The organism is Weizmannia sp. CD-2023 (genome assembly GCF_036225245.1).
Taxonomy (GTDB): Bacteria; Bacillota; Bacilli; order Bacillales; family Bacillaceae_C; genus Weizmannia; species Weizmannia faecalis.
The window spans coordinates 16,512-39,761 of sequence record NZ_JARTJQ010000083.1; the positions used below are offsets into that span (position 1 = coordinate 16,512).

Sequence of the window (23,250 nt, forward strand, 5' to 3'; positions counted from 1 at the left end):
GAACCTTCCGCTGCGCAATCAAAAGAGCCTGCCCCTTGCTTCTTTTTTGATTTCCCAAGTCTTTGCCGGCCGATCCTGCACTGGCTTTCCACCGGACTATCCCACTCTCGTTCACTTCGCTTTTGACCCAGGCAAGTCACTAAAAAACACAAACCCGGGGGCAATCCCCGGGTTTGTGTTTAGACAAATTATTCTGCTTCTTCCACCACGCCTTGCATAGATGCAGCTTTTTTCCCATGGACAAAATAATAAAGAAATACGCAAAGGACAAGGACAACAGCCATGATGGCGTACAAGCCGTGATAACCAGCGAACGGAACCAAAAGCCCGAGCAAAAACGGCCCGACCCCGACACCGGCATCAAGAAAAATAAAGAACGTTGAAGTCGCAAGCCCAATCCGGTTTTTCGGCGATACTTTGACTGCAATCGCCTGCCCGCTTGCTGAGAAAGTGCCGTATCCAAGCCCGACGAAAATTCCGGCCAATAAAATTAATAGTCCGCTGTCAGCCTGGTTCAGCAGCACGAGCCCTGCCGCAAACAAAAGAAATGAAGGATACATGACAAAGTTCTCGCCTTTTGTATCAAACCATCTTCCCGTAAACGGCCTGGACACCAGCACCGTCACGGCATAAACAATAAAGAAAAAGCTTGAAATATCTACAAGGTTCATTTCTTTCGCATACGAAGTCAAAAAAGACAGGATGCTTGAGTAGCCGAGCCCGACAAATGCGCTGATGATGGCAATCGGGAACACTTTCGGCTCAAAGAAATTGCTGATTTTGAGCCCTTTCATCTTTTCCAGATCCGCTTTTGACAGTTCCACTTTCGGCACCTTTAAAAAGAGCGCGGAGATAAAGCTCAAAGCCAATAGCACAAGACATAAGGCAAATACCATATTAAAACTTGCGTGCTGAATGAGGAACATGCCGACGAAAGGCCCGACAGCCGCGGCAAGTGTTACACTCAATGCATAATAACCCGTGCCTTCCCCGCGGCGTTCATTGGGTATGATCCCGGCAACAATGGTTCCTGTTGCAGTTGAAGCTATTCCAAGTGCTGCACCGTTTAAAAAGCGGACAGCCAGTAAAACACCCAGTTGATTCGTCACAAAATAAAATAGTGAAATGATGAGAATCGCAATAAAACCGGCATAAAGCATCTTTTTCCTGCCGATGCGGTCAATCGATTTGCCGGCAAAGAGCCGCGCAACCAGGACCCCGACGACGAAAATCCCTGATGCCAGGCCGGCCACGCTTGGTGATGCATGAAACCGGTCAGTCGCAAAAAGCGTAACGGTCGCCATCAATAAGTAAAATGTAAAATATAGAAAAAAGTTCGCGGTCGAAACGATTATAAAATCCTTTGTCCATAACTTCGGCCTGCTCAATTTGTTTCCTCCCCTTTGTGATTTAAATTGTCTCTGATTTGCGGAAGCAGTTCGAATACGATCTTTTGCTCCGCTTCCGGAATCCCCTTCATTGCCTGCTTTTCCAATCCGGTAATTTCCGCGCGGCACTGCCGGTAGATGTTTTCGCCTTTATCCGTCATCCGGATCACTTTTTCTCGGCGGTCTTTTCCCGGGATCTGTTCCACGCTTCCCTGTTCTTCCAGCTTTTGGACAACCCTTGTCACGTTCGGTTTTTCAATTTGATAATACTTGCAGATTTCCACAAGCGTGCACGGGCCGAAATTCCGCACATAAAACATCACCTGCCAGAGCGAATAGGACAACCCGAACTGTGCCAATAAGCCGTTCAATTTCTTGATCAGCACACGGTATAAGCGTATATAGCGGTAAAACAGCCCTTGCATCCAAAACCTCCTTCAATTTCTTGAACATCCGCCCTGACCCTTATTAGAAAGCACTGGCCACAGCGAGATCATTTTCGTAATCAACACGCCTTCACCATCCACCCGCGCCCACATCAGAAGCGCAGGCATCATACAAACAGTTTCGTTACCCTAAGCAACATTTCGCAAGACGAAATATACAGGTTAATTCAATCGTTGTCAATGGGCGGTTGTACCCTACGGTTCAGTTCCTGAAAAAATCCTCCGAGCCACTGATGGTGTCGAAGCAACAAAATAACATGCCATATCATGCGGCGGTTACAAAAAGAGGATAGATAGAGCATTGATGCTGCTCATCTATCCTCTTTGTGATTTTCATCATGTAACCAGGCAAAAACTCAAACCGACTCCATCAACCTGCACTCGACCCCCAGTTTGTTCGCTAAGTTTTCCAGCATCGATTTTGTCATGCGGTCTAAATCGTATTGGGGGTTGAAATCCCATTCTTCTTTGGCCGCTGTGGCGTCAATGCTGTTTGGCCAGGAATCGGCAATTTGCTGTCTGGCAGGGTCAACCTTGTAATCCATCGTAAACGCCGGTATATATTTCCGGATTGAAGCGGCAATTTCTTCAGGGTCAAAGCTCATGGCCGTTATATTAAAGGCATTTCGGTGTTTTAATCCAGACGGGTCCGCTTCCATTAATTTGATAATCGCATCAATCGCATCCGGCATATACATCATATCCATATACGTGCCCTTCGCAATATAAGATGTATACTTTTGGTGCTTTAACGCTTCATAATAGATATCCACCGCATAGTCTGTCGTCCCGCCGCCCGGAAGCGCTTTGTGGGGAATCAGGCCGGGAAAGCGGAGGCCGCGGGTATCCACGCCGAATTTTGTAAAATAATAATCACAGAGCAATTCCGCACTTACTTTCGTAACACCGTACATCGTATTTGGCCGCTGAATGGTGTCCTGGGGGGTATGGTCTTTCGGCGTTGACGGGCCAAAAGCGCCGATCGAGCTTGGCGTGAACAACTGGCAGTTGGAATGCCGCGCCACCTCTAGCGCATTCAATAGACCGCCCATATTCAAATTCCAGGCGAAAAGCGGGTTTTCCTCAGCTGTTGCGGACAGGAGCGCCGCCAAATGGATGATCGTATCAATCTGATAGTCATTGACCAGTTTTTGCATCCGCTCGCCGTCCATGACATCCAGTGTCGCAAACAGGCCATCGGTTACAACCGGGCTGTCATCCACATGGCGGATATCCGTGGCGAGGACATTTTCTGCTCCGTAAAGTTCCCGGATCCTGATCGTTAATTCTGTACCGATTTGCCCCAGGCTGCCGGTTAGAAGTATTTTTTTCATCGCAAACAACCTCCCGTTAAAAATGAAAATGGGTCCAGCCCCTGTTGGAAAGGGCGCCACACAGCCGTTTCAGATAACGCTCAGCGCTTCGCCGACTTTTTGATATACAGCAAGCACTTGGTCGAGCATTTCTTTCGTATGGCCGGCAGTAGGCATATTGCGCACTCTGCCGGTTCCCTTTGGCACGGTCGGATAAGTGATGGCTTTGGCGTAAACCCCTTCCTCAATAAGACGGCGCGAAAATTCCTGCGTGACCGTTTCTTCGCCGATGATACAAGGCGTAATCGGGGTTTCCGATTGCCCGGTATTAAACCCGATTTTTTTCAAGCCTTCTTTTAAATACCGCGCGTTTTCCCACAGCCGGTCGACTCTCTCTGTTGAATCCATTAAGATGTCGATCGCCTTTATGCAGGCTGCGGCAGATCCCGGCGTCATGGCTGTCGAAAACAAAAACGAGCGGGCGCGCACTTTCAGCCAGTCAATCAGTTGCCGGGTGCCGGCCACATAGCCGCCTACAACACCAATCGCCTTTGAAAGGGTGCCAATTTGGAAATCAATTTTATCGGAAAGGCCAAAATGCTTTACCGTTCCTGCGCCGTTTCCCATTACGCCTGAGCCATGAGCATCATCGACATACGTCAATAAACCGAACGTCTCGGCAATTTCCACGATCTCCGGAAGCTTCGCAACATCCCCGTCCATGGAAAAAACGCCATCGGTAATATACATGATTTTTTCGTAGGCGCCGCTTTCAACCGCTTCTTTTGCAGCCCGCCACAAGTCATCCATGTCCTGGTGTTTCACCCGGATGATTTTTGCCCCGGACAAACGGCAACCGTCAATAATGGACGCATGGTTCAATTCATCAGAAAGAATGGCGTCCTTTTTTGTCATGACCGCTGAAATTGCACCCATATTGCAGTTAAATCCGGATTGAAAGGCAATCGCCGCTTCCGTATGCTTAAATTCGGCAATCTTTTTTTCCAGCTCTTCATGTATTGTCATCGTTCCGTTAATGGTCCGGACAGCGCCGGCCCCGACACCGTACTGCTTTGTCGCATCAATCGCTGCCTGGACCAGCCTTTCATCGTTTGCTAACCCGAGATAATTGTTTGAAGACATGTTGATGACTTCTTTGCCGCCAATTTTAACAACCGGTCCGTTGGGGCCTTCCAGTGTATCAATGATGTTGTACAGCCCCTTTTCACGCAGTTCCTCCAGTTGCGGGGTTAATATGTTCTCTAACACTTTTCCGGACATGACAAAAAACCTCCGTTCATGCATTTTTCAATCTATCTTCCGCAATCCGCGAATGAAAGCGCTTTTATTTTATCATTTTAAATGACTTTTCCTTCACTTGCATTTCCATTTTTGCTGTGTGTATCCTCCATATTTGCCTTTCCTTTCTGTTATTGCCGGATAAATTGCAAAAAAAGGCCGTTAAGTTTTAACCTAATGGCCTGATTTCGAAAAGATGAAATGCATTAAAGGTCAGAGTGGATTGCAAATACAGCGCCGAGTCCACTGTCTTCTCATAAATTTGCAAATCAGGGTGGGTTCCCTGCTTGATAAACGTGATGATTTCTGGATCGTAAATATCCTGATGCTGCAAATTGATCGAACTCGTATAAAATTCCCCATGATGTTGATCCAGAATATGCTTCCGGATTTGGTAACGCCCGGGCGGCAGTCCTGAAATCACCATTTTCTTTTCCTTCGTGACAGAATGGAGAAAGTAACTTTCAACAGAATAAGAAGGATTGATATAAGAAGGGTTGTACACGGCCAATTGGTAACCGTTTTCCCCTTTTGCCATGACAAAATCCTCCCCTTCAGCTAAAATCTGCAGCGCCATTTTTTCCATCAGTTGCAAGTTAAAATAAGCAGGGCGTTTGATTTGGTAATAATACAAAAGGGCAATGCCGTTCATCGCAATATGGCCCCGGCCTGTATTGTTTTTTTCGAGAGAATGGGTATCAATCCAGAATCCTAAACCGTCTATTTCTTTCATGGCATCGAGCATTTCTTTAAAAATAAGGGCCGAACGAAAAAAAGTGCCGCTTAAATCCATCGTATTTCCGTAAAGTGTATTCCAGTCCGTAAGAAAAATTGGCACCTTGGCCAAACCGGCAGACGATAAACGATCCTTTAATTGCTTACACGTTTTCTTTACGAAGTTTTTTACACCTTCAAAAGTGCGGTTATTCATATCGGTAAAATCCACTTTTTCATTTGGGTTGCAGGTAAAACAAACGAACTCACACTCGCCGGAAATTTGCTTTAAAAAGGCATCTTTAGAGGCTTCCAGAGAAACCGGCACATGCAGGCCCACTTTCACAGCAGAAGCCCGATTCTTCACTGTTTGATAAAAGGCGTGGTAAAAGTTTTTTTGCGTGCCGCCCCACTCCCGGAAAACCAATTCAAACCGCCACTTTCCGAGAAAAGCGCTACCAAAGTATTGAAGGCTGTGCTGTAAAAAGGCATCCAGCTTCTTCAAATATCCGGCGCTGTCTGCTGCTTCTTTTTCAACCTCCACGCGAATGAAAGGCACAAGCCCAAGCCGTTGGAAGCTGTTCAACAAGGCATCCATCTGGTAAAATTGCCCGCCAATTTGATAGAGGGGCGTTGTCATCGCAAAGCTGTCCGAAAACAGATTGGAAAAATAGACATAGTCAAATCCAATTTCCTCCTGGATGAGCCTCAACTCCGCCTGCACCTCTTCATGTAAAGCATATTCCAGGTTCCCGATTGCCAGTATTTTTGCACCTTTTTCGCCGGTGAACATAGGCTCCGGCGGCAGGGCGATATAAACGGTGGAAACAGCCAGTTCCGTCAGCATCGTGCTTTTTTCCCGCTCCGAAATGTATTTGCTGACTTCCATGAAAAACTGGGGCGATGTCAGCAATGTAGATTTTTTCTTTCCGCAATCTTCCTCCGTATCCGAAAGTTCAATTTGGTGAAGACGGCGATATTCAGAGGGCGTTTGCCGGTATTTTTCTTTAAAAGCTTTATTGAATGCCTTTACATTTGGAAAACCATTATTCAGGGAAATCCGGGTAATCGGGTGGTCCGTATAAACAAGCTCGCGCACCGCCGATTTTAAACGGAGCTGTTTGATATATTGGGAGAAGCTTTCGCCCACTTGTTCTTTAAAATAGCGGGATAAGTAGTAAAGCGACAAGTAATGGCGGTTGGCGATTTCCGCGAGTGTAATTGGTTTCCGGTAATTTTTCCCAATGTAAGCGAGAATCTCTTTCATCCGTTCATCGTTGATCCTGGAGTGGGCATGGCGGCCAAGATAGGTGGTTTTAAAATTCCGGATTAATATCAGCACAATCTGAAAAATCATACTGTAAATCTCAATTTCACTGCCCTCTTTCTGCTGGTAGTGGGCAATGAAAATTTTTGCCATCAGCTGGCGGATCTGGTCAAAAAACATATACATCCCATTGTCTTCATTGGAGGAGTCACAATCAAACCGGCATTCATGAATGGCAGGATAATATGCCTCGATCATTTCCAGCGGGATTTGCAGCGATAACACCACATTTTCCTTGTTGCCCTTCATCGAACGGATATCATTGGCGTTTATAAGCAAAAGATGATTTTCCGATAAATGGCACGCATGTTGATTGACCGTCACCTCTAGCTCACCCTTTATGACAAGAAGCAGCTCAATCCCCAAACCGATATGGGGCGGGTCGTATTCCATATTTTGCAAATTGATTTGATAATCTTTTAACGGATCATTCATGAATATCACCTTTCACGTTTTTCAAGCTCCCCCGGCTGCAGTAGCGCGAGGTTTTTGATGGCTGGAATGGCGAAAAGGAACCTGCCATTGCGCATTTTTATGAAAAAAAGCATGCTGCAGGAAGGGCCGCGGTTTGCAGGATGCGATCTAAAAAATCAAATAATATTTGGCTTCAGCCGCAAAGTAAGGGTGCAAACCAAACCGGCCTCTTTGCCCTTATTATACTCGATTTTTCATTAAAACAGGGAAAACGCATACGACGCTGGAAAGTTCCGCGCCGGGTGAAAAAAACCTATGCCGGGAAAAAGCGCCGGCAACCGGGCATAAAAGGCCAGGAAATGAACGAAGGTTTGCCGGCGAATCGCATGGTTATTCTTTACTCCCCCGTTTAGAAGCCGGGCAAAACCCAAAGCGACACGATTTTTCGTATGGATCCCCCCGTGCCGGCGCATGATAACGGAAAAGGCAGATAAAGAGGGTGTGCAAAATTCAAAAAACGATCAATATCGGAACGGTGTCCAAGCACCAGCGGAAAGCGGCGAGAAAAAGGGGCGGCAAATTAAATGAGTACAGTTTGGCCGGACTTGGGATCGGTGGAGTGATCGGGGCCGGGTACTTTTTAGGTTCGGGGCTTGCTGTCAGGGAAGCGGGGCCGTCCGTTTCGCTTGCTTTTTTGATCGGCAGCCTTCTCATGATGCAGGTGCTCGGGGCAATGACGAGCATCAATGTAAACCGCCTGCAGCAAGGGTCTTTCCGGGTCTATATTGAACATTTTCTGGGGCAGTATGCCGGCTTTTTAATTGGCTGGGCGCTATTTGTTTCAAGTATTTTGGCGATCGGGTCGGAAGCAATCGCGATGGGCGTTTTTGCGCACTACTGGCTGCCGAAAGTGCCGCTTCCCGTGCTCGCAATCGTTTTTATGGCCGTGATTATTGTGCTGAATGCCATGAATATGGAGATTTTCGGGCCGATTGAATCGGGAATGGCAGTTGTTAAAGTGGCAGCACTCATTGCTTTTATTGCCGTGGGGGCCTGGGTGCTATTCACGCAGAACGGGATGGCGGCCCGCAACCCTTTTTCAAGCCCACATGCCTTTTTCCCGAAAGGCATTTCCGGGCTGCTTCAATCCATGCTGGTTGTCATCTTTTCTTTTTCCGGGATCAGCGCGGTCGCAATGGCATCCACGGAGGTGGCAAAGCCGCGCATCCAGATTCCGCGGGCAGCCGGGTTCATGGTTTTCGGTTCGGCCGGCCTGTATGTGTTGTCGATGCTCGTGCTTGTCATGCTGACTGCATGGAATACCGTCTCCGTCCATAAATCACCTTTTGTTCATGCATTGGATGTGATCGGCATGAGTGGTGCGGCTTCCTTTTTCAATATTGTAATCCTGCTTGCAGCTTTTTCCGTCATGGCGGCCAGTTATTATACATCTGTCCAGTTAATCGTTTCGCTTTCAGAGGCAAAAAAGGGGCCGCACCTGTTTTTAAGACATGCTAAAAACGGCTTGTACCGGTACGCATGGCTGACAGCCGGGGCGGGCTGCCTGCTCGTTGTCGGACTGTCCTTTCTCCTACCTGCTGCTTTATATAACTATTTGGTTTCGGCATCGTCCTATATCACCTTTTTGAACTGGGCGTTGAATTTAATTACATTTCTTGTTTGGCGAAAAAAACGGAGTGAACACGAAACGTATCAATCAAAACTGATCTGGGGCGTTCCGAGCGCTTATGCCTCGCTTTTTGCCATAATGGTACTGTTTGTGATGAGCCTACGCGTGGCCGATTTCCGGATGGGATTTTATGCCGCTTTATGTTTCTTTTTGCTCATTACAGCTGCTTATGCCGTATGGAAAAAAGCGGGGAGACGTACAGAACAGAAAACCCCGGAATCCACTTAGGGAGGATTTATGGAAACCAATCAATTTGACCCAAACTTGAACCCGCCGTCGAAAAAGAATCAGCGGGAAACACTTGAAATCAGCCCGACCGGCTACGGACTTGCATTTGTCCGGGAAGACGCCGGGGAAACGCACGATCATAAGAAAAGAGACAGACGTTTTACAGGGGAACCTAAAAGGGAATAGATGAATGGAAAAAGGGGAGCCTCTTTTGGATGGAGGCTTTCTCTTTTTGAAACAGGTTCGGAGAGAAAATTATGCCACATATTTTAGTAAAACTTTACTAAAAATCACTTGACATCGCCGTGGGATTGGCATATCCTTTACTTTGTAAGCGGTTTATGTTAGCGTTTTTATGGATTTCTTCTATTATTCTCGTTTTAAACTTCATAACTTTTTAGTAAAAATTTCGAAGCTTTACGCAGGCGGACAGGATGTACTTTTTAAACCTAGGTAGGAGGCGTTAAGATTGAAACAGTTGAAACAGTATTTGTCATATGCATTCGGGGCTTTTGGCCATGATGCTTTTTACAGCGCTTTAAGCACCTATTTTATGATCTTTGTCACCAGCCAGCTTTTCGACAGCACCCATTCGGGGTTGGGGGAGAAAATGATCGGGATTGTAACAACCATGATCGTCGTGATCCGTATTGCCGAAATCACGTTAGATCCGTTTATCGGCGGCATCATTGATAATACGGAAACACGTTACGGAAAATTTAAGCCATGGCTGTTTGTCGGGGCGGCTGTAAGCTCTATCGCGTTGATTCTTATTTTTACCAATTTAGGCGGTTTAACAACAAAAAGCCCGTATCTTTATTTGATTCTGTTTGGCATTATTTTTGTGATTCTTGATGTATTTTATTCTATTAAAGATATTTCTTTCTGGTCGATGCTGCCGGCCATAACGATTGACTCGGATAAAAGGGCCAAATTCGGCACAATTTCCCGTTTTGGCTCTACTTTAGGAGCCCAGGGCGTTGCCATCGCGGTTGTACCGCTCGTTACTTTTTTCTCCCATATTTTTTCCGGTACCTCAGGTGAGACGGAAACACGCGCCGGGTGGCTCGGTTTTGCAATTGTCATTGCGCTTGTCTCCTTTTTAGGGGCGATGGCCACCATTTGGGGAACGAAAGAAACAAAGAACTTGATCCGGGAAAACACTGAAAAGATTCGCCTTCGCGATGTTTTTAAAGTGCTCGGCAAAAATGACCAGTTAATGTGGCTCGCACTCTCTTATTTTCTTTTTGCTTTCGGGTATACGATTACAAACTCGCTTTTAATTTACTATTTTAGATATGTGTTAGGAAGACAGAGTGATTACTATTTAGTCGGTGTGATTACGGCCATCTTAGGCATGATTTCTGTCGCCCTGTTCCCGGTAATGGTGAAATGGGTGAAACGCAAAACCATTTACACCGGCGGCATTATATTCATGTTTTGTGGTTATGTGCTGTTCTTATTGGCCGGGCATCATTTAATCCCTGTTTTGGTTGCGGTTTCGCTGTACTTTTTCCCTTATCCGATGATTTTCCTGGCGGCGCTGATGACGATTACCGACAGTGTAGAATACGGGCAATTAAAAAATGGGAACCGGAATGAGTCTGTCACATTAGCCGTACGCCCTTTGCTTGATAAACTCGCCGGCGCCTTTTCCAACGGGATTGTTGGGATAGCAGCCGTACTTGCCGGTATGACAGGGAATGCCCTCCCAAGTGATATCTCAAGCCATGGGTTATTCACCTTTAAACTTTTCATTTTCTTCGGCCCGATGATTTTAATTGCCATTGCAGCATTGCTCTACTTTTTCAAAATCAGGCTGACAGAAGAAAAACACGCGCAAATTGTAAAACAGCTTGAGCATAAATTAAGCGCAAAATAATACTGCTCCTTTATTTCCATTAAAAGGCGCTTGCCAAATAGGACAAGCGCCTTTTAATGGATTAAGCAATGCTATCCTTCGTCGTTGGTTCCTGTTGTTCGTCCGGTTCATTTCTCAGCTCAGCCTTATCCATGCTACGAACGAATGGGTAATAAATGCCGACAGATAAAGCCAGGGTAATGAGCTGGATGACTGCCCCGCTGATTTTCCCTCCGGTTGCGAGGTAGCCGCTGATCACAGGCGGCATTGTCCACGGAACGACGATGCCTGCAGGTTTTGCCACCAGGCCGGTTGCCATTGAAAAATAAGTGATGACAGCAGTAATCATAGGCGTCAGCACGAAAGGAATCAGCAGTTTAAAGTTCAGCACGACCGGCAGCCCGAACAGTACCGGCTCATTGATGTTAAAAACACCCGGCGCGACAGAAAGCGATCCCATCGCTTTATTGTTTTTGCTTCTTGCAAACAACCACAGGCAAATGACAAGGCCGATCGTGGTGCCGCCGCCGCCCATCCAGACAAAATTCATCATAAACTCATTCGTTACAATATGCGGCAGCGCATGCCCCGTCTGGAATGCAATCCGGTTGGCATCCGTATTTTGCAGCCAAATCGGCTGAATGACCGGATTGATCGTATTCGCCCCATGGATGCCGACAAACCAGAACAGAGAATTTAAAGCAATGATGATTAACGTTCCCCATAAACTGCTGCCCAACGCACCAAGCGGCTTTCCTAAAATACCGGTTAATAAAGTATGAATATTGTCCACACCAGCTAAACCAAGCAGTAAGTAGACCAAGCTCCAAACGAGAATAACCATAAACCCAGGAATTAAGGCCGCAAATGATTTTTCAACCGCTACCGGTACCCCTTCAGGCATTTTAATGGTAAAATTCTTTTGGACAAAAAATCTAAAAATTTCAGCCGAAATGAGTCCGATTAAAATGGCAACAAATAACCCGCCGCTGCCTACAAAAGCATATGGAATGCCCGAACCGGATTTTGCCACCACATCTGGCGTTACAATAACAAAACTGGCTAAGGCCACAACCCCTGCGCTTACTCCGTCGACTTCATAATGGTCGGCAAGGCTCCTGGCAATTCCGAACACGGCGATAATCGCCATCAGGCCGAAAGAACCGTTTACAATTTTATTAAAGACAGGTGCTAGCTCAATCTTTGCTAACCAATCGGTATAGCCGTTTATCGGCAGATTGCCCAATATGAGAAAAAAAGAACCGATAATAATCAGTGGCATGCTGAGCAAAATCCCGTCTCTCAACGCCCGTAAATGTCTCTGGCTTCCAATCGCGCCGGCAATGGCTTCAATTTTCTCAAGCATCTCTTTTACCCCCTATGAAAAAATCAATTTGAAAGTGGACCAAGGCTGCAGGTAATCCAATAAGAAAACGGCTTCTTCTTTCACACGGCCGACAACATTGCGGTTTCCTTCGTTCTCCATCTCTTTCAATGCAATCTGAAGCTCCCCTTTGTACTGTCCAAAACGATCATTGCAAATTAACAGATCCCCGCGTTGAATCGGGCGCGTATCACCGGGCTCGATGTCGTGGTCCCGGTATTTTCTTCTTGTCACAGAAGAACGGATCATATATTCGGAACAATCCCCCCGGTACTGGTGAACTTCCTGCAAAATCTGATGTTCAATGTTTGACAGATTCGGCTGCAATTCCACTTCCAAAGAAGGATGGACATTCAAATAAACTGCTGACATGGCGCGCAACTCATCTTCCGTTGCATACGCATTGCCAATCAAAATATCATCAATGGTTCCCATGATGCGGTAATGCGCCACCTGGGTCAGCAGGCTGAGTTTGCGGTGCTGTTCCAGTGTGCAAAGCCCGGACTGGACCGGCCACGGCCCGAGATCCCCATAGCGGGAAGTGACAAACGCTGCAGTATGAATAGGGTATCCCCGGAAAACGGCTGTCGTTTGTTCAAAATGTTTCTGTGAAAGGCCCGAGTATCTCTGCGGATAAAAATTATGGGAGGCATACAGTTTTTCTGTATTCGGCCTGTAACTCATAATATGATCGATATACCTTGTCCCTGAACTCATATTGACTTCAATCTTGAGGCCGTACGGATTTTGCGTCATTTTCGCTTCTTCAGCCCCGGTGAATCCAAGATCGAGACGGATGCCGGATGCCCCAAGATCTTTAAAAAAGCCGAGATCATCGTAACGGATTCCCAATTGTTCAAACAAACCCGGATTGATATCGAGTATCGTCTCCATGCCGATTGTGTTTCCATAATGGATAGTGTTTTTAAATTTCCGAACTATTTCTTCCTGATCCCCCTGTATTTCCAGCAAACTTGCAAAAATTCTTGTAAAACCGTATTTTTTTGCCAGATCCAAATAAGCTTTGTCCTCTTCAAAACGGCTGCGCGACGGATAAATAGAAATACCGATTTGTCCCAAATGGCACACGCTCCTTTTCTCTGTAAATGGCTGCAGTTATCCTTTTGTCGTGACCTTCATATTTTGATAGACTTCTACCAGTTCCCTTGCCAGATCTAAAAAAGTAATGGCATTCATCAAATGATCCTGACCGTGTACCATAAGAAGTGATACGAACATCGTTTGGCCGGATGCTTCCTGTTTTAAAAGATTGGTCTGAGCCTGGTGGGCCACCAGCAATTCCTGATCCGCCTCTTCCAGCTTTTGCCGGGCCAAAAGAAAGTCCCCTTGCTTCGAAGCGTCCAGCGCCTCCATCCCAATGCTTTTGGCATTGCCGCTGTGAACAATTAAATCCATGACGACATCCATTGTTTGCGGTTCTTCCAAATTGCACACCCCCTTCCTTATTTGCCGGCGTTTACAAGTTGCAACGCAGCATCCAGTACTTTTTCACCATTCATTTTTCCGTAGTCTTTCATGTCAATGACAGCCAAAGGAATATCCGTTTTTGCCAGCGCTTTTTCATATTTCTTTTTCATATAACGGACTTGCGGACCCAAAAGCAGCACATCTACATGCTCCTTTTTCAAAAATTTATCCGCTTCCGTTGAAGACATGGCCATCACTTCTGCGTTAATTCCCCGGTCCTGGGCCGAATGTTGCATTTTTTCCATCAGCAGGCTGGTGCTCATGCCTGCCGAGCAAACCAATAAGATCCGGATTTTTTCGTCTCCCATGATGCTCTCCTCCTGTCTTTTCTTGACACTTTCATTATAGAATGAAAGCGTTTCACTTTTATTCCGAATTTTTTCCGCTTGCAAGTGGAAAAAATCAAACAAAAAAGCCAATTGCAAAAAGCAATCAGCCCGCCTCCATGCATTGTATCAACTCTTCCACCGTGTTGCATTTGAGGATCTTCTGAACGGCTGTTTTGTTTTGGACGATCCCAGTTAAATATTTATACATCATATTCAAATTGCCATCTTCTTTTCCAACATTGAGCAAACAAACCAGCTGCACCTTTTTGTCTTCATCCCACTGAATTGGCCGGACAAGTGTACAAATTGTCCAAAAGGTGCGGTGGGTAACCGGTTCAAGCGGATGCGGGACTGCGACCAGGTTGCCAAAAGCAGTCGATGCAATCGCTTCCCTTTTCAAAACAAGTGTTGCATAATTTTCCGGCACGGCATGCTGTTCGACCAGTTTTTTGCATAAAAATTGAATGACTTTCTCCTTGCTGTCCAGCTCCTGATGGATAAATATTTTGGAAGGCGCCATATATTTCTGCACATTCCCTTTCAGACGGCCGATTTCCCGTTGGATATGGATGGCATCATTCTCTTCCAAAAAGTGACTGACCACCACAACAGGCACTGCTAAATAATCGGGAATCATGATCGTGCTGACAATCAGGTCTACCCGTGACAAATCATAATCAGAGAGAGTGTAATAGCTGATCGTGTCCACAATCTCCATCTCATTTGCAAATCTGTTTTCCAGCTGATAGGACAAAATTTTGGCGCTGCCCAACCCTGTCGCGCACACAACAAGAACACGCTTCTTCTTTCTCATTCGCTCAAGCGCGATGGCAATATGAATGGCAAGATAACTGATTTCGTCCTCATTCACCTTTTTATGGATAACCGCTTCAATGCACTCGCCGGCAGCGACTGCCCCTTCAAAGGCAATGGGGAACTTAGTTTTCATTTCATTCAGCAACGGATTCCGGATATTCATCTTATATTTCATCCGGTTCAAGGATGTTTGCAGATGCAATGTCAGTCCGTTTCTGAATTCCTGGTCATTGCTGAAATCCCAATGAAACTGAGTCTTTAGTTTATGGAGGATGGCGTTGACAATATCATCAATCTCATCGGATACTTGCCGCGCTACATGCTTGGAGATCAGTTTTGTCCCCAGTAAATGGACGAGAATATAGTCTATTTCTGCAGGGGGAAACGGGATGCCGGAGATTTTTTCCACTTCCCCGGTAATTTCCTTTGCCACTTTCCTTTCAAAAGTGTAGGATTCTTTAAAGTGAAATGGCAACGGCTCAATCGTGAACCCGTCCTCGATTCTCTTGCATGCAAGGGTAATATGGGTTGCCAAATTTTGCAATTCTATATCGGAAAAGCGTATCCGGTATTTGGAAATGACGCGAATCAAGATTTGCTTTACTTTTTGGAATAAATCCTGATTGAACGGGGTACTTTGTTGACCCGGCTTATTTTGCCAGCCAAAAATGGAATCCGCCAGGCACAGCCTTTTTTTGAATTCACCGCCCTCCACTTTTGTTCCGTAATGCGGACGGTTAGCCAGGTTTAAGTCGTACTTTTTTAATATTTTTCTTACCTTTTTCAAATCGGTATGAAGTGTCGACTTTGAAACATACAGATCTGCTTCCAAATCTTCCAGCCTCACATAATCCTTTTCCAGCAGCAAACGCTTTAAAATGTACTTGACCCTTTCCTCCTGTTCTGCAAAAAGCCCGTTTTCCTCTAACTGGAGCAAACGACGATAGTCCACTTTTTCAAGGAGATATCCCTTTCCCCTGAGCACTTTCAATTTTACGCCAAGCGCATCGCTCTTCTGTTGGATTTGCCGAATTTCCTCCCTTACCGTCCGGTCGCTAATGCCCAGCCGTTCCCCGATGGCCTTCGCATTCAGAGGGCCTGCCGACTTTTGTAACAACCATAATATTTGTTTTTGCCGATTCGAAATCAAAGCTTCTATTCCCCTTTCACTGCCCTATTTAAAAGAAGCTGTCCATCCATATTTTACAAAACGATATACCTACCCATTTGACGAAAACGAGTCCATCTATTTTTTACAAAACGGTATACGAAAAAAGGTGCTCCGTCGTTTCGAAGCATCCTCTTTTGGAAAACTTTTTTGAAAAACTGTTCGCCTCTTGCCCATCCCGCAAAGACTTCACCTCGCATGTGATCGTTCTTTCATTAACGGGAAGGCAAAGCAGAGGCCAATGATAAAAAATAACGCCGCAATTTCGAAAACAGCCGTCACTGACAGCCATGTTTTCACCAGGCCGGCAAGGCTCATCGTGATCACCATTGCCCCCGTGAAAAGCGGGTAAAGCGTGCCGTTCACCCTACCAATATAGTCCGCTTCCGTATTTTGTAAAACCATCGTGCTAATCCCGATTTGAATGCTTGGCAAGAACAGGCCGGAAACCAGCTCCGCAGCAAGCGTCAGCCAAAGAGAAGTTGACGCGCCAATCACCGCAAGCCCGAGGGCATTCGCGAGCAACCCGGTAAAGAGCAATTTAAGCGGGGAGACGGATCTCGAAAAAAACATTGAAAACGCGCCGCCTGCAATCATGCCGATCCCGTTTACCATTACGAGCCACTGGAGGTATTCTTTCGGCAGGCCGAGGCGATCGGTTACAAGAAAAATGTTCATCGGCTGAATGAGACCAACGCCCAGCCCGGCAGTAAGAAATCCGCAGCCAAGCAGCTTGAGTTCCTTTTTTGCAAGCACATAACGAACCCCGCTTTTCATTTCCTGGAAAATATTTGTCGCATTTTCAGCTTTTTTTACCTTTTCATCGCGCGGAATAAAAGACAAGGCCGCTGCGGAGAGCAGGAAAGCTACGCCGGTAATGGTTATCGATAGATCAATGCCTAACCTTTGATAAGCAAACGTGCCGATCACAGGGCCAAAAATCATGAACACGGCATAAATCGTCTGGTAGACCGCCATCCCCTGCTGAATCAGGCGTTCTTCCAGATGTATTTTAAACAGCTTTAAACCTGACGGCTGTGAAAACTGCGATAAAGTGGAAGAAACGAGCATGGCAAAAAAGATCACCTGCCACGACCCAAATATAAGCGCCCCGATCACGACAAAAACCGAGGCGGCACTCAGCAAATCGCACCAGATCATCGTTTTCTTTGGCTGCCAGCGATCCGCATATGCCCCGCCGATAAAACTAAAGATGAAAATGGGCAAATAATCTGCCACTGAAATCATTGATACCGCAAGCGGATTTCCGTTCGTTTTATCTGTAACAAACAACAGGACGGCAAAATTCCGTACCCAGATCCCGGCTTGCAAAAATAGTTCCGATAAAAAGATCATCCGGACAAACCGGTTAGTTAGCAGTTCTCTCAAATTTATATCCCCCTGCGCCGACACCATTGTGCCCCTATCATACCGGAATCACCAGGCGTGTGCAAGGTAAAGATATTTGACGATTTTCCCTCCGCACAGCCGGATTCTTGTGGTGAAATCATGAAAACTCCGCCAATAAAAAGGAAGATTTGCATGAGACCTGTTCGGTTTTTCATTGTGCTTTTAGCTTTTTTGAACATCTGTTAGATTCCAGAAACACGCGGGAAACAGAAAGCATTGGGGAAAAGACATCTTGCTCTGCCTTTCTCTCATTACACTCCGGTTTATAAACGCGGATTCAGCCACGGTCCAAATTTTTGGCCGACTTTACAGCATAATCAGGAATTCTTCTATATAAAAGAAGCAAGAACAATGCCCGGCCTTATTGTGAAATTCCATATAGCTGGGTGAATGCACAAAAGAAGGACATAACTTGTTGTCAAGTATGGCAGCCTCGATCCTCGACCCATACCTAATCAATGCATCGTTATGTCCCGACTGGTGCAGCCATACACCAATGATGATTGTTTCTTTCTACATTATTCAAATTCGCTGATTTTCACCAGCTGCTTTCCGATATTTTTTCCTTTAAACAAATCGAGAAAAGCGTCAATGATCGAATCAAAACCTTCTGTTATCGTTTCTTCATATTTTAATTTGCCTTCGTTCAACCAGGCAGCAAGCTGGGCGCCGGCTTCTTTAAAGCGGGAACTGTAATGGCCGACTGTAAAACCTTGCATCAGCGAACTCGTTTTGATTAAATATTGCTGTACACGCGGCCCGACGTCCGGCTCTGTTTTATTGTAAGCGGATATGGCACCGCATACCGGAATGCGCGCAAAATCGTTCAACAGCGGGAAGACCGCGTCGGAAATTTCACCGCCGACATTGTCAAAATAGACATCAACACCGTCAGGGCATGCTTCCTTAAGTGCCTTTCTGACATTTTCCGTTTTATAATTAATGGCTGCATCAAACCCTAACGTTTCTGTCAGATAGCGGCATTTTTCCTCAGATCCGGCAATTCCAACAGCACGTGCTCCTTTGATTTTTGCGATCTGGCCGACAGTGGAGCCAACCGCCCCTGCAGCACCCGATACAACCACTGTCTCACCTGCTTTCGGCTTCCCAATATCGAGCAGACCAAAATACGCAGTGAGCCCGGTCATTCCAATAATGCCAAGATGGGTCGTTATGGGTGCAAGATCGGGATCCAGCTTCCGGATCGTTTTTTCATGCGCAATAGAATACGTTTCCCAACCAAGCGTGCCGATCACGATGTCGCCCTTTTTAAATTGGGCGGACTGCGATGCGACAACCTGTCCGATCACGCCGCTTACAATGACATCATTCAGCTGAAAAGGCGGGATATACGATTTCACATCTTCCATTCTTCCCCTTAAGTACGGATCAACGGAAATATATACATTTCGAATTAGCACTTCGCCTTCACCTGGTGTGCCAATTGGCGCTTCGGTAAAAGCGAAATCCTCCATTGTTGGCGTTCCAACAGGCCTTCTTGCCAGCCGGATCTGTTTTTTGTTCCCATCCATGAAAATCCCTCCTGAACAACCATTTTCCTATAATTTAACATTCCCCAATTCCGCGGTCAAAAATAAAACAATCAAGTTTTTCCGGATATTGGCATTCAACCTACATTGGATAAGAATGAAATCCGAAACGATCACGCGCTATGCGAATGCACTTTAGGACTGTATGGATAGGCCGCCGCTATCAGCATGGCCAATCTGACTGTTTGTTTTGATTTTCTAATAAAAATATTCAAAAACGATTTACAATTTTGCCGGAATGGATTATCCTATATACATAACATCCGCCAAGCTTTGTGCGATGTTACCTTCCCGGAATGCGTGAACAAAGCCAGCCGGGGGTAATCCAATTAGGGCTTGCTGAACGAATCCGATTCTAAGTTTGTACCCAATTTGTCTGCAAGCTCTGTCTCAAAAATTTAGAAGAATCCTTTTGCGAAAAGGGGAGATTTCATCTTCTCCATACGTTGAATCGGGTTTCGAGTGCAAGCATTTCCCTGGATCTGTGGTAAAACCTTTGCATTTAAATGGTTGCCAAAGCTGTTAGCAGCCTTGCCAAATCGAGGAACTTTGCTTATTCAGCAAGCCCCAATTAAAGAAAGACATAACTGTTTATTCTGCCTGCTTATCCCGCAAGATAAGCTGTCCGGCAGAAAAAGCCAGTCATTTTATCCGTGCCTCATGGATGCAATGCTGGCTTTTTCTACTTTTTGAAAGGAGTGGATAGGTTGAAATCCGCATTGTCCGGGATAAAAGTGCTTGATTTAACAAGAGTGCTGGCCGGGCCTTTCTGCACGATGATCCTTGGCGATCTCGGTGCAGAGGTGATCAAAGTCGAAGCACCCGGCGGCAGTGACGAAACACGGGGATGGGGACCACCGTTTCAGCAAAACGTAAGCGCTTACTATTTGTGCACCAACCGAAATAAAAAAAGCATTACGCTAGATTTAAAGCGTGAAAGCGGAAAAGAAATCATTCGCAGGCTGGCGAAAAATAGCGATGTTGTCATCCATAATTTTAAAACCGGTACGATGGAGCGACTTGGGCTTGGATACGAAACGCTCCGGACACTCAACCCGCGGCTCATCTACTGTTCGATTACGGGGTTCGGGGAAACCGGCCCGTACAAAGATTTGCCCGGCTACGATTTTATCATCCAGGCGATGAGCGGGCTGATGAGCATCACAGGCGAAGAAAACGGGCCGCCGCTGAAGACAGGCGTCGCCATTACCGATGTTTTAACAGGGCTTTACGCCTGCATCGGCATAGAGGCTGCCCTTTTGGCAAGGGAGCATACGGGGAAAGGGCAGAAAATCGACCTTTCGCTTTACGATTCAGCTACAACGGCCCTTGTTAATATTGCCAGCAACTTTCTTATGTCGGGTAACATTCCCGGACGGCTAGGCAACCGGCATCCCAATATTGTTCCCTATCAATCTTTTCAAACGAGCGACGGGGAGATTGCGATCGCCGTTGGAAACGACCGCCAGTTTCAGACGCTTTGTGAATTGCTCGACCTGGGGCAACTTGCATCGGATGAAAGATTCGCGACAAATCCGAAACGGGTAGAAAACCGTGAGACATTGATCCCGATTTTGGAAAAAGTTTTTCGAACCCGACCGGTTTCCTTTTGGCGGGAAGCATTGGAGAAGCGGAAAATTCCGTGCGGTCCAATCCAAAACCTCGAGCAGGTGGCGGCCGATCCGCAGCTTGAGGCAAGGGAAATGTTGATTAAAATGGAGCACCCGATTGCCGGGGAAATCAAACTTGTTGCAAGCCCGTTGAAACTATCTGAAACCCCTGTCCGGTACGTGCAACACCCGCCCATGCCGGGAGAGCACACAGAAGAGATTTTACGCAGAATCGGATTTTCACAAGAAGAAATTGAAGCGTACAAGGAGGAATGAAATCATGCATTTTGAACTGACGGAAGAACAGGAACTTTTAAAGAAAACCGTACGGAATTTTGTAGATAAAGAGATTATGCCTTTTATTCGCGAATGGGATGAAAACCACCATTTTGAAACAAGCCTGTTGAAAAAGCTGGCGGATCTCGGCCTGATGGGGGTCTGCATCCCGGAGAAATATGGCGGAAGCGGCATGGACTATAACGCGCTCGCGATTGTTTGCGAAGAACTCGAGCGGGGGGATACCGCCTTCCGAACGGCCGTGAGCGTCCACACTGGCTTAAACAGCCTGACCCTTTTGCAGTGGGGAACAGAGGCACAAAAGCAGAAATACCTTGTCCCGCAGGCAAAAGGCGAGAAAATCGGGGCATTCGGCCTCACGGAACCTGGCGCGGGCTCGGATGTTGCCGGCATTGGCACAACGGCCGAAAAAGACGGGGACTTTTATATCTTAAACGGGCAGAAAACATGGATCTCGCTTTGCGATGTCGCGGACCATTTTCTCGTATTTGCTTACACTGATAAAGCGAAAAAGCATCACGGCATTTCCGCATTTATCGTGGAGCGTACAATGCCAGGTTTTTCTTCAAAAGCCATTAAAGGCAAACTCGGGATCCGAGCCGGAAACACCGGGGAACTGTTCTTTGACAATGTGCGGGTGCCAAAAGAAAACCTGCTTGGAGAAGAAGGCGAAGGGTTCAAAATTGCCATGTCGGCGCTCGACAATGGCCGCTTTACCGTGGCAGCCGGCGCGTGCGGGTTAATCCAGGCCTGCCTTGAAGCAAGCGTCAAATACTGCCATGAGCGGAAAACATTCGGGCATGAAATTGGCAAACACCAGCTTGTCCAGCAAATGATTGCGAAAATGGAAGCAGGCTACCAAATGAGCCGTCTCCTCGTTTTCCGCGCTGGCGAACTGAAAAACCAAGGGAAGCGCAACACCCGCGAAACCTCGCTCGCCAAATGTCAAGCGTGCGACTTCGCCAATGAAGCCGCCAACGATGCCGTCCAAATTCATGGCGCGTACGGCTACTCAAGCGAATACCCGGTTGAACGCTACTTGCGCAACTCGAAGGCACCGGTCATTTACGAAGGCACCCGCGAAATTCACACGATCATGCAGGCAGAATACGTCCTCGGTTATCGTACGGACAAACCGCTCAGCAAAATGCTGCCGGGCTGGCCGTTTACAGAAAGCGGTGCGGAGGAATCGTAACGGCGCAACATCTTCAATGAAATACCAGTAGCCTCGGTATAGAAATTTTTAACGGCGTCATAAGCGGCAACAGTCTTGCTGGCCGAATCCGTTGTGGCTTTTTTTCCGGCTCATTCAGCAAGTGCTGCAATGTTTGCCATCCATAGAAAGGATATCTGCAAAAATGGCTTTCGAGTGCAAAGCTTTTTCTCATTTTCTATAAAAACCTTACCTATAAAGTTTGGCTAAAACGCTCAGAATATGGTGAAAGCACGATTTGGATAGGGGGCTATTCCCCCTGTTTTGTTTTCAATACGAGACGATACTGTTTATACAAATCTTTAAAAGCAGAAATTAAGGCATTTGAAGCTTTGCCTAAGTAAAATTCCTGCAGTTGCTTCAATGGTTCCTCAATGCCATCATTTAAGCTGTAACCCCTAAGCAGATGGGAAATAAATTTCCTTCCGTGCTCCGTAGCCAGTGTACAGGAGACATCAAGAATGACACCGTACCTCATCTCAATTTCCGCCGTTATCGTCAAAGTATCATAAATATTTTGGGCCGCCATCCCGGACGGAAGCTTCGCATGGCCCGCAATAAAAGCAGTTTGCATCAACATCCCCCATTCGTGTAAAGCTTTATTCTTTATTCAGCAGCATGGCGGAGAATTCCTTGTACAGGCAAACGAGCGTACTTCAAAACCGCCTGCTGCAGGCTGGCGGTTTTGAAGTACAATGGTGTTCTTACCAATTGTTCTCCCTGTTGATTTTCATGATCTCGTCCTCACTCAAGCCGGATGCTTGGACGATGGCCTTCACATCCACTTGATTTTTTAGCAAGTTGATAATCAATCGTGTTCTTTCTTCTTCTCTTCTCTCCTTTACTCCTTCTTTAAATCCTTCTTTAAATCCCTCTTTAAATCCCTCTTTAAATCCTTTTTTATACCCGAGGTCATAATAATAGTTCGGCAAGTCTAAAACAACTTCTTTTCCATCCACACCAGGCAGTCTGACTTCCATCTTATGAATGCTCCAGTTGCTGTTTTATTTTTTCCACTTCTGTCTGGATCAGGCCGGTTTTTTCTACAATTAATTGAAGCTCCATACCCGCCTGCAACATTTTGATGGCAATTGGAATCGTTTGTAACATTTCTTTTCTCTCTTCTTCTCTTCCCTTCTTATACCCGCGGTCAAAGTAAGAATTCGGCAGCTTCAATACTTGCTCTGCTTCGTCTGGGTCCAGCATTTGAATGTTTTCCATTACTTCCGCCTCCTCTTTTTCGTTTAATTTTAAATAATAATCAAAGAAACCGTGTAACAGCCTCATTTTTGCAGGGTCAAGTTC

At 46.3% G+C, this 23,250-nt stretch carries 19 protein-coding genes and 1 pseudogene; 5 read left to right on the forward strand and 15 right to left on the reverse strand.

The annotated features are described in order from the left end of the window. Window positions 1–188 precede the first annotated feature (188 nt). The 5 genes from P9687_RS12440 to P9687_RS12460 form a co-directional block, all read right to left on the reverse strand. Entirely contained in the window at window positions 189–1,388 is a 1,200-nt protein-coding gene (locus tag P9687_RS12440) for an MFS transporter (protein WP_035189682.1), read from the reverse strand. Then, window positions 1,385–1,813: a MarR family winged helix-turn-helix transcriptional regulator gene (locus tag P9687_RS12445; RefSeq protein ID WP_035189683.1), complete on the reverse strand. Its 429-nt coding sequence runs from the start codon at window positions 1,811–1,813 to the stop codon at window positions 1,385–1,387. The genes P9687_RS12440 and P9687_RS12445 overlap by 4 nt, the downstream gene beginning before the upstream one ends. A gap of 377 nt (window positions 1,814–2,190) precedes the next feature. After that, window positions 2,191–3,168 (reverse strand): L-threonine 3-dehydrogenase, encoded by a 978-nt coding sequence (locus P9687_RS12450; RefSeq protein WP_035189685.1) that lies wholly within the window; start codon window positions 3,166–3,168, stop codon window positions 2,191–2,193. A gap of 69 nt (window positions 3,169–3,237) precedes the next feature. Further along, window positions 3,238–4,428, reverse strand: a complete 1,191-nt coding sequence (locus P9687_RS12455; protein ID WP_035189687.1) for a glycine C-acetyltransferase — start codon at window positions 4,426–4,428, stop codon at window positions 3,238–3,240. 187 nt (window positions 4,429–4,615) lie between these two features. After that, window positions 4,616–6,922: a helix-turn-helix domain-containing protein gene (locus tag P9687_RS12460; protein WP_161788365.1), complete on the reverse strand. Its 2,307-nt coding sequence runs from the start codon at window positions 6,920–6,922 to the stop codon at window positions 4,616–4,618. 478 nt (window positions 6,923–7,400) lie between these two features. Between P9687_RS12460 and P9687_RS12465 the strand changes: the two genes are divergently transcribed. From P9687_RS12465 to P9687_RS12475, 3 genes are all read left to right on the forward strand, one after another. Beyond that, on the forward strand, window positions 7,401–8,819 hold the full coding sequence (locus P9687_RS12465; protein WP_035189688.1) for an amino acid permease: 1,419 nt from the start codon (window positions 7,401–7,403) through the stop codon (window positions 8,817–8,819). A gap of 9 nt (window positions 8,820–8,828) precedes the next feature. After that, window positions 8,829–9,005 carry a hypothetical protein gene (locus tag P9687_RS12470; protein ID WP_014096144.1) on the forward strand — a complete coding sequence of 59 codons (177 nt, stop codon included), beginning with the start codon at window positions 8,829–8,831 and terminating at the stop codon, window positions 9,003–9,005. Window positions 9,006–9,288: 283 nt separating this feature from the next. After that, on the forward strand, window positions 9,289–10,701 hold the full coding sequence (locus P9687_RS12475; protein ID WP_328220780.1) for a glycoside-pentoside-hexuronide (GPH):cation symporter: 1,413 nt from the start codon (window positions 9,289–9,291) through the stop codon (window positions 10,699–10,701). A 61-nt stretch (window positions 10,702–10,762) separates the two neighbouring features. Here the strand turns inward: P9687_RS12475 and celB are convergent, their stop codons facing one another. The 7 genes from celB to P9687_RS12510 all read right to left on the reverse strand — a co-directional run bounded on the left by celB (window position 10,763) and on the right by P9687_RS12510 (window position 18,807). After that, a complete protein-coding gene (gene celB, locus P9687_RS12480; RefSeq protein ID WP_035189692.1) occupies window positions 10,763–12,046 on the reverse strand; it encodes a PTS cellobiose transporter subunit IIC in 1,284 nt (427 codons plus the stop codon). Window positions 12,047–12,058: 12 nt separating this feature from the next. Then, window positions 12,059–13,144 (reverse strand): DUF871 domain-containing protein, encoded by a 1,086-nt coding sequence (locus P9687_RS12485; protein WP_035189694.1) that lies wholly within the window; start codon window positions 13,142–13,144, stop codon window positions 12,059–12,061. Window positions 13,145–13,180: 36 nt separating this feature from the next. Further along, complete coding sequence (locus P9687_RS12490) at window positions 13,181–13,492, reverse strand: PTS lactose/cellobiose transporter subunit IIA (protein ID WP_235601138.1); 312 nt, start codon at window positions 13,490–13,492, stop codon at window positions 13,181–13,183. Window positions 13,493–13,527: 35 nt separating this feature from the next. Further along, complete coding sequence (locus P9687_RS12495; protein WP_035189728.1) at window positions 13,528–13,860, reverse strand: PTS sugar transporter subunit IIB; 333 nt, start codon at window positions 13,858–13,860, stop codon at window positions 13,528–13,530. A gap of 124 nt (window positions 13,861–13,984) precedes the next feature. Further along, complete coding sequence (locus P9687_RS12500) at window positions 13,985–15,847, reverse strand: BglG family transcription antiterminator (protein WP_061577480.1); 1,863 nt, start codon at window positions 15,845–15,847, stop codon at window positions 13,985–13,987. A gap of 207 nt (window positions 15,848–16,054) precedes the next feature. Beyond that, window positions 16,055–17,254 (reverse strand): MFS transporter, encoded by a 1,200-nt coding sequence (locus tag P9687_RS12505; RefSeq protein WP_046721834.1) that lies wholly within the window; start codon window positions 17,252–17,254, stop codon window positions 16,055–16,057. 539 nt (window positions 17,255–17,793) lie between these two features. Then, window positions 17,794–18,807 (reverse strand): NADP-dependent oxidoreductase, encoded by a 1,014-nt coding sequence (locus P9687_RS12510; protein ID WP_014096152.1) that lies wholly within the window; start codon window positions 18,805–18,807, stop codon window positions 17,794–17,796. A gap of 725 nt (window positions 18,808–19,532) precedes the next feature. On the opposite strand from P9687_RS12510, the gene P9687_RS12515 reads away from it, so the two are divergent. Both P9687_RS12515 and P9687_RS12520 read left to right on the forward strand, forming a co-directional pair. Beyond that, complete coding sequence (locus tag P9687_RS12515; RefSeq protein WP_046721832.1) at window positions 19,533–20,711, forward strand: CaiB/BaiF CoA transferase family protein; 1,179 nt, start codon at window positions 19,533–19,535, stop codon at window positions 20,709–20,711. Window positions 20,712–20,715: 4 nt separating this feature from the next. Next, window positions 20,716–21,927: an acyl-CoA dehydrogenase family protein gene (locus P9687_RS12520; RefSeq protein WP_168985875.1), complete on the forward strand. Its 1,212-nt coding sequence runs from the start codon at window positions 20,716–20,718 to the stop codon at window positions 21,925–21,927. Between the two features lie 268 nt (window positions 21,928–22,195). On the opposite strand, the gene P9687_RS12525 is transcribed toward P9687_RS12520, so the two are convergent. From P9687_RS12525 to P9687_RS12535, 3 genes and pseudogenes are all read right to left on the reverse strand, one after another. Next, window positions 22,196–22,519, reverse strand: coding sequence for a DUF3870 domain-containing protein (locus P9687_RS12525; RefSeq protein WP_014096155.1), 324 nt, complete (start codon window positions 22,517–22,519; stop codon window positions 22,196–22,198). Between the two features lie 130 nt (window positions 22,520–22,649). Beyond that, window positions 22,650–22,925, reverse strand: coding sequence for a hypothetical protein (locus P9687_RS12530; protein ID WP_168985874.1), 276 nt, complete (start codon window positions 22,923–22,925; stop codon window positions 22,650–22,652). Window position 22,926: 1 nt separating this feature from the next. Then, a pseudogene (locus tag P9687_RS12535) lies at window positions 22,927–23,250 on the reverse strand (DUF4351 domain-containing protein); the annotation flags it as partial.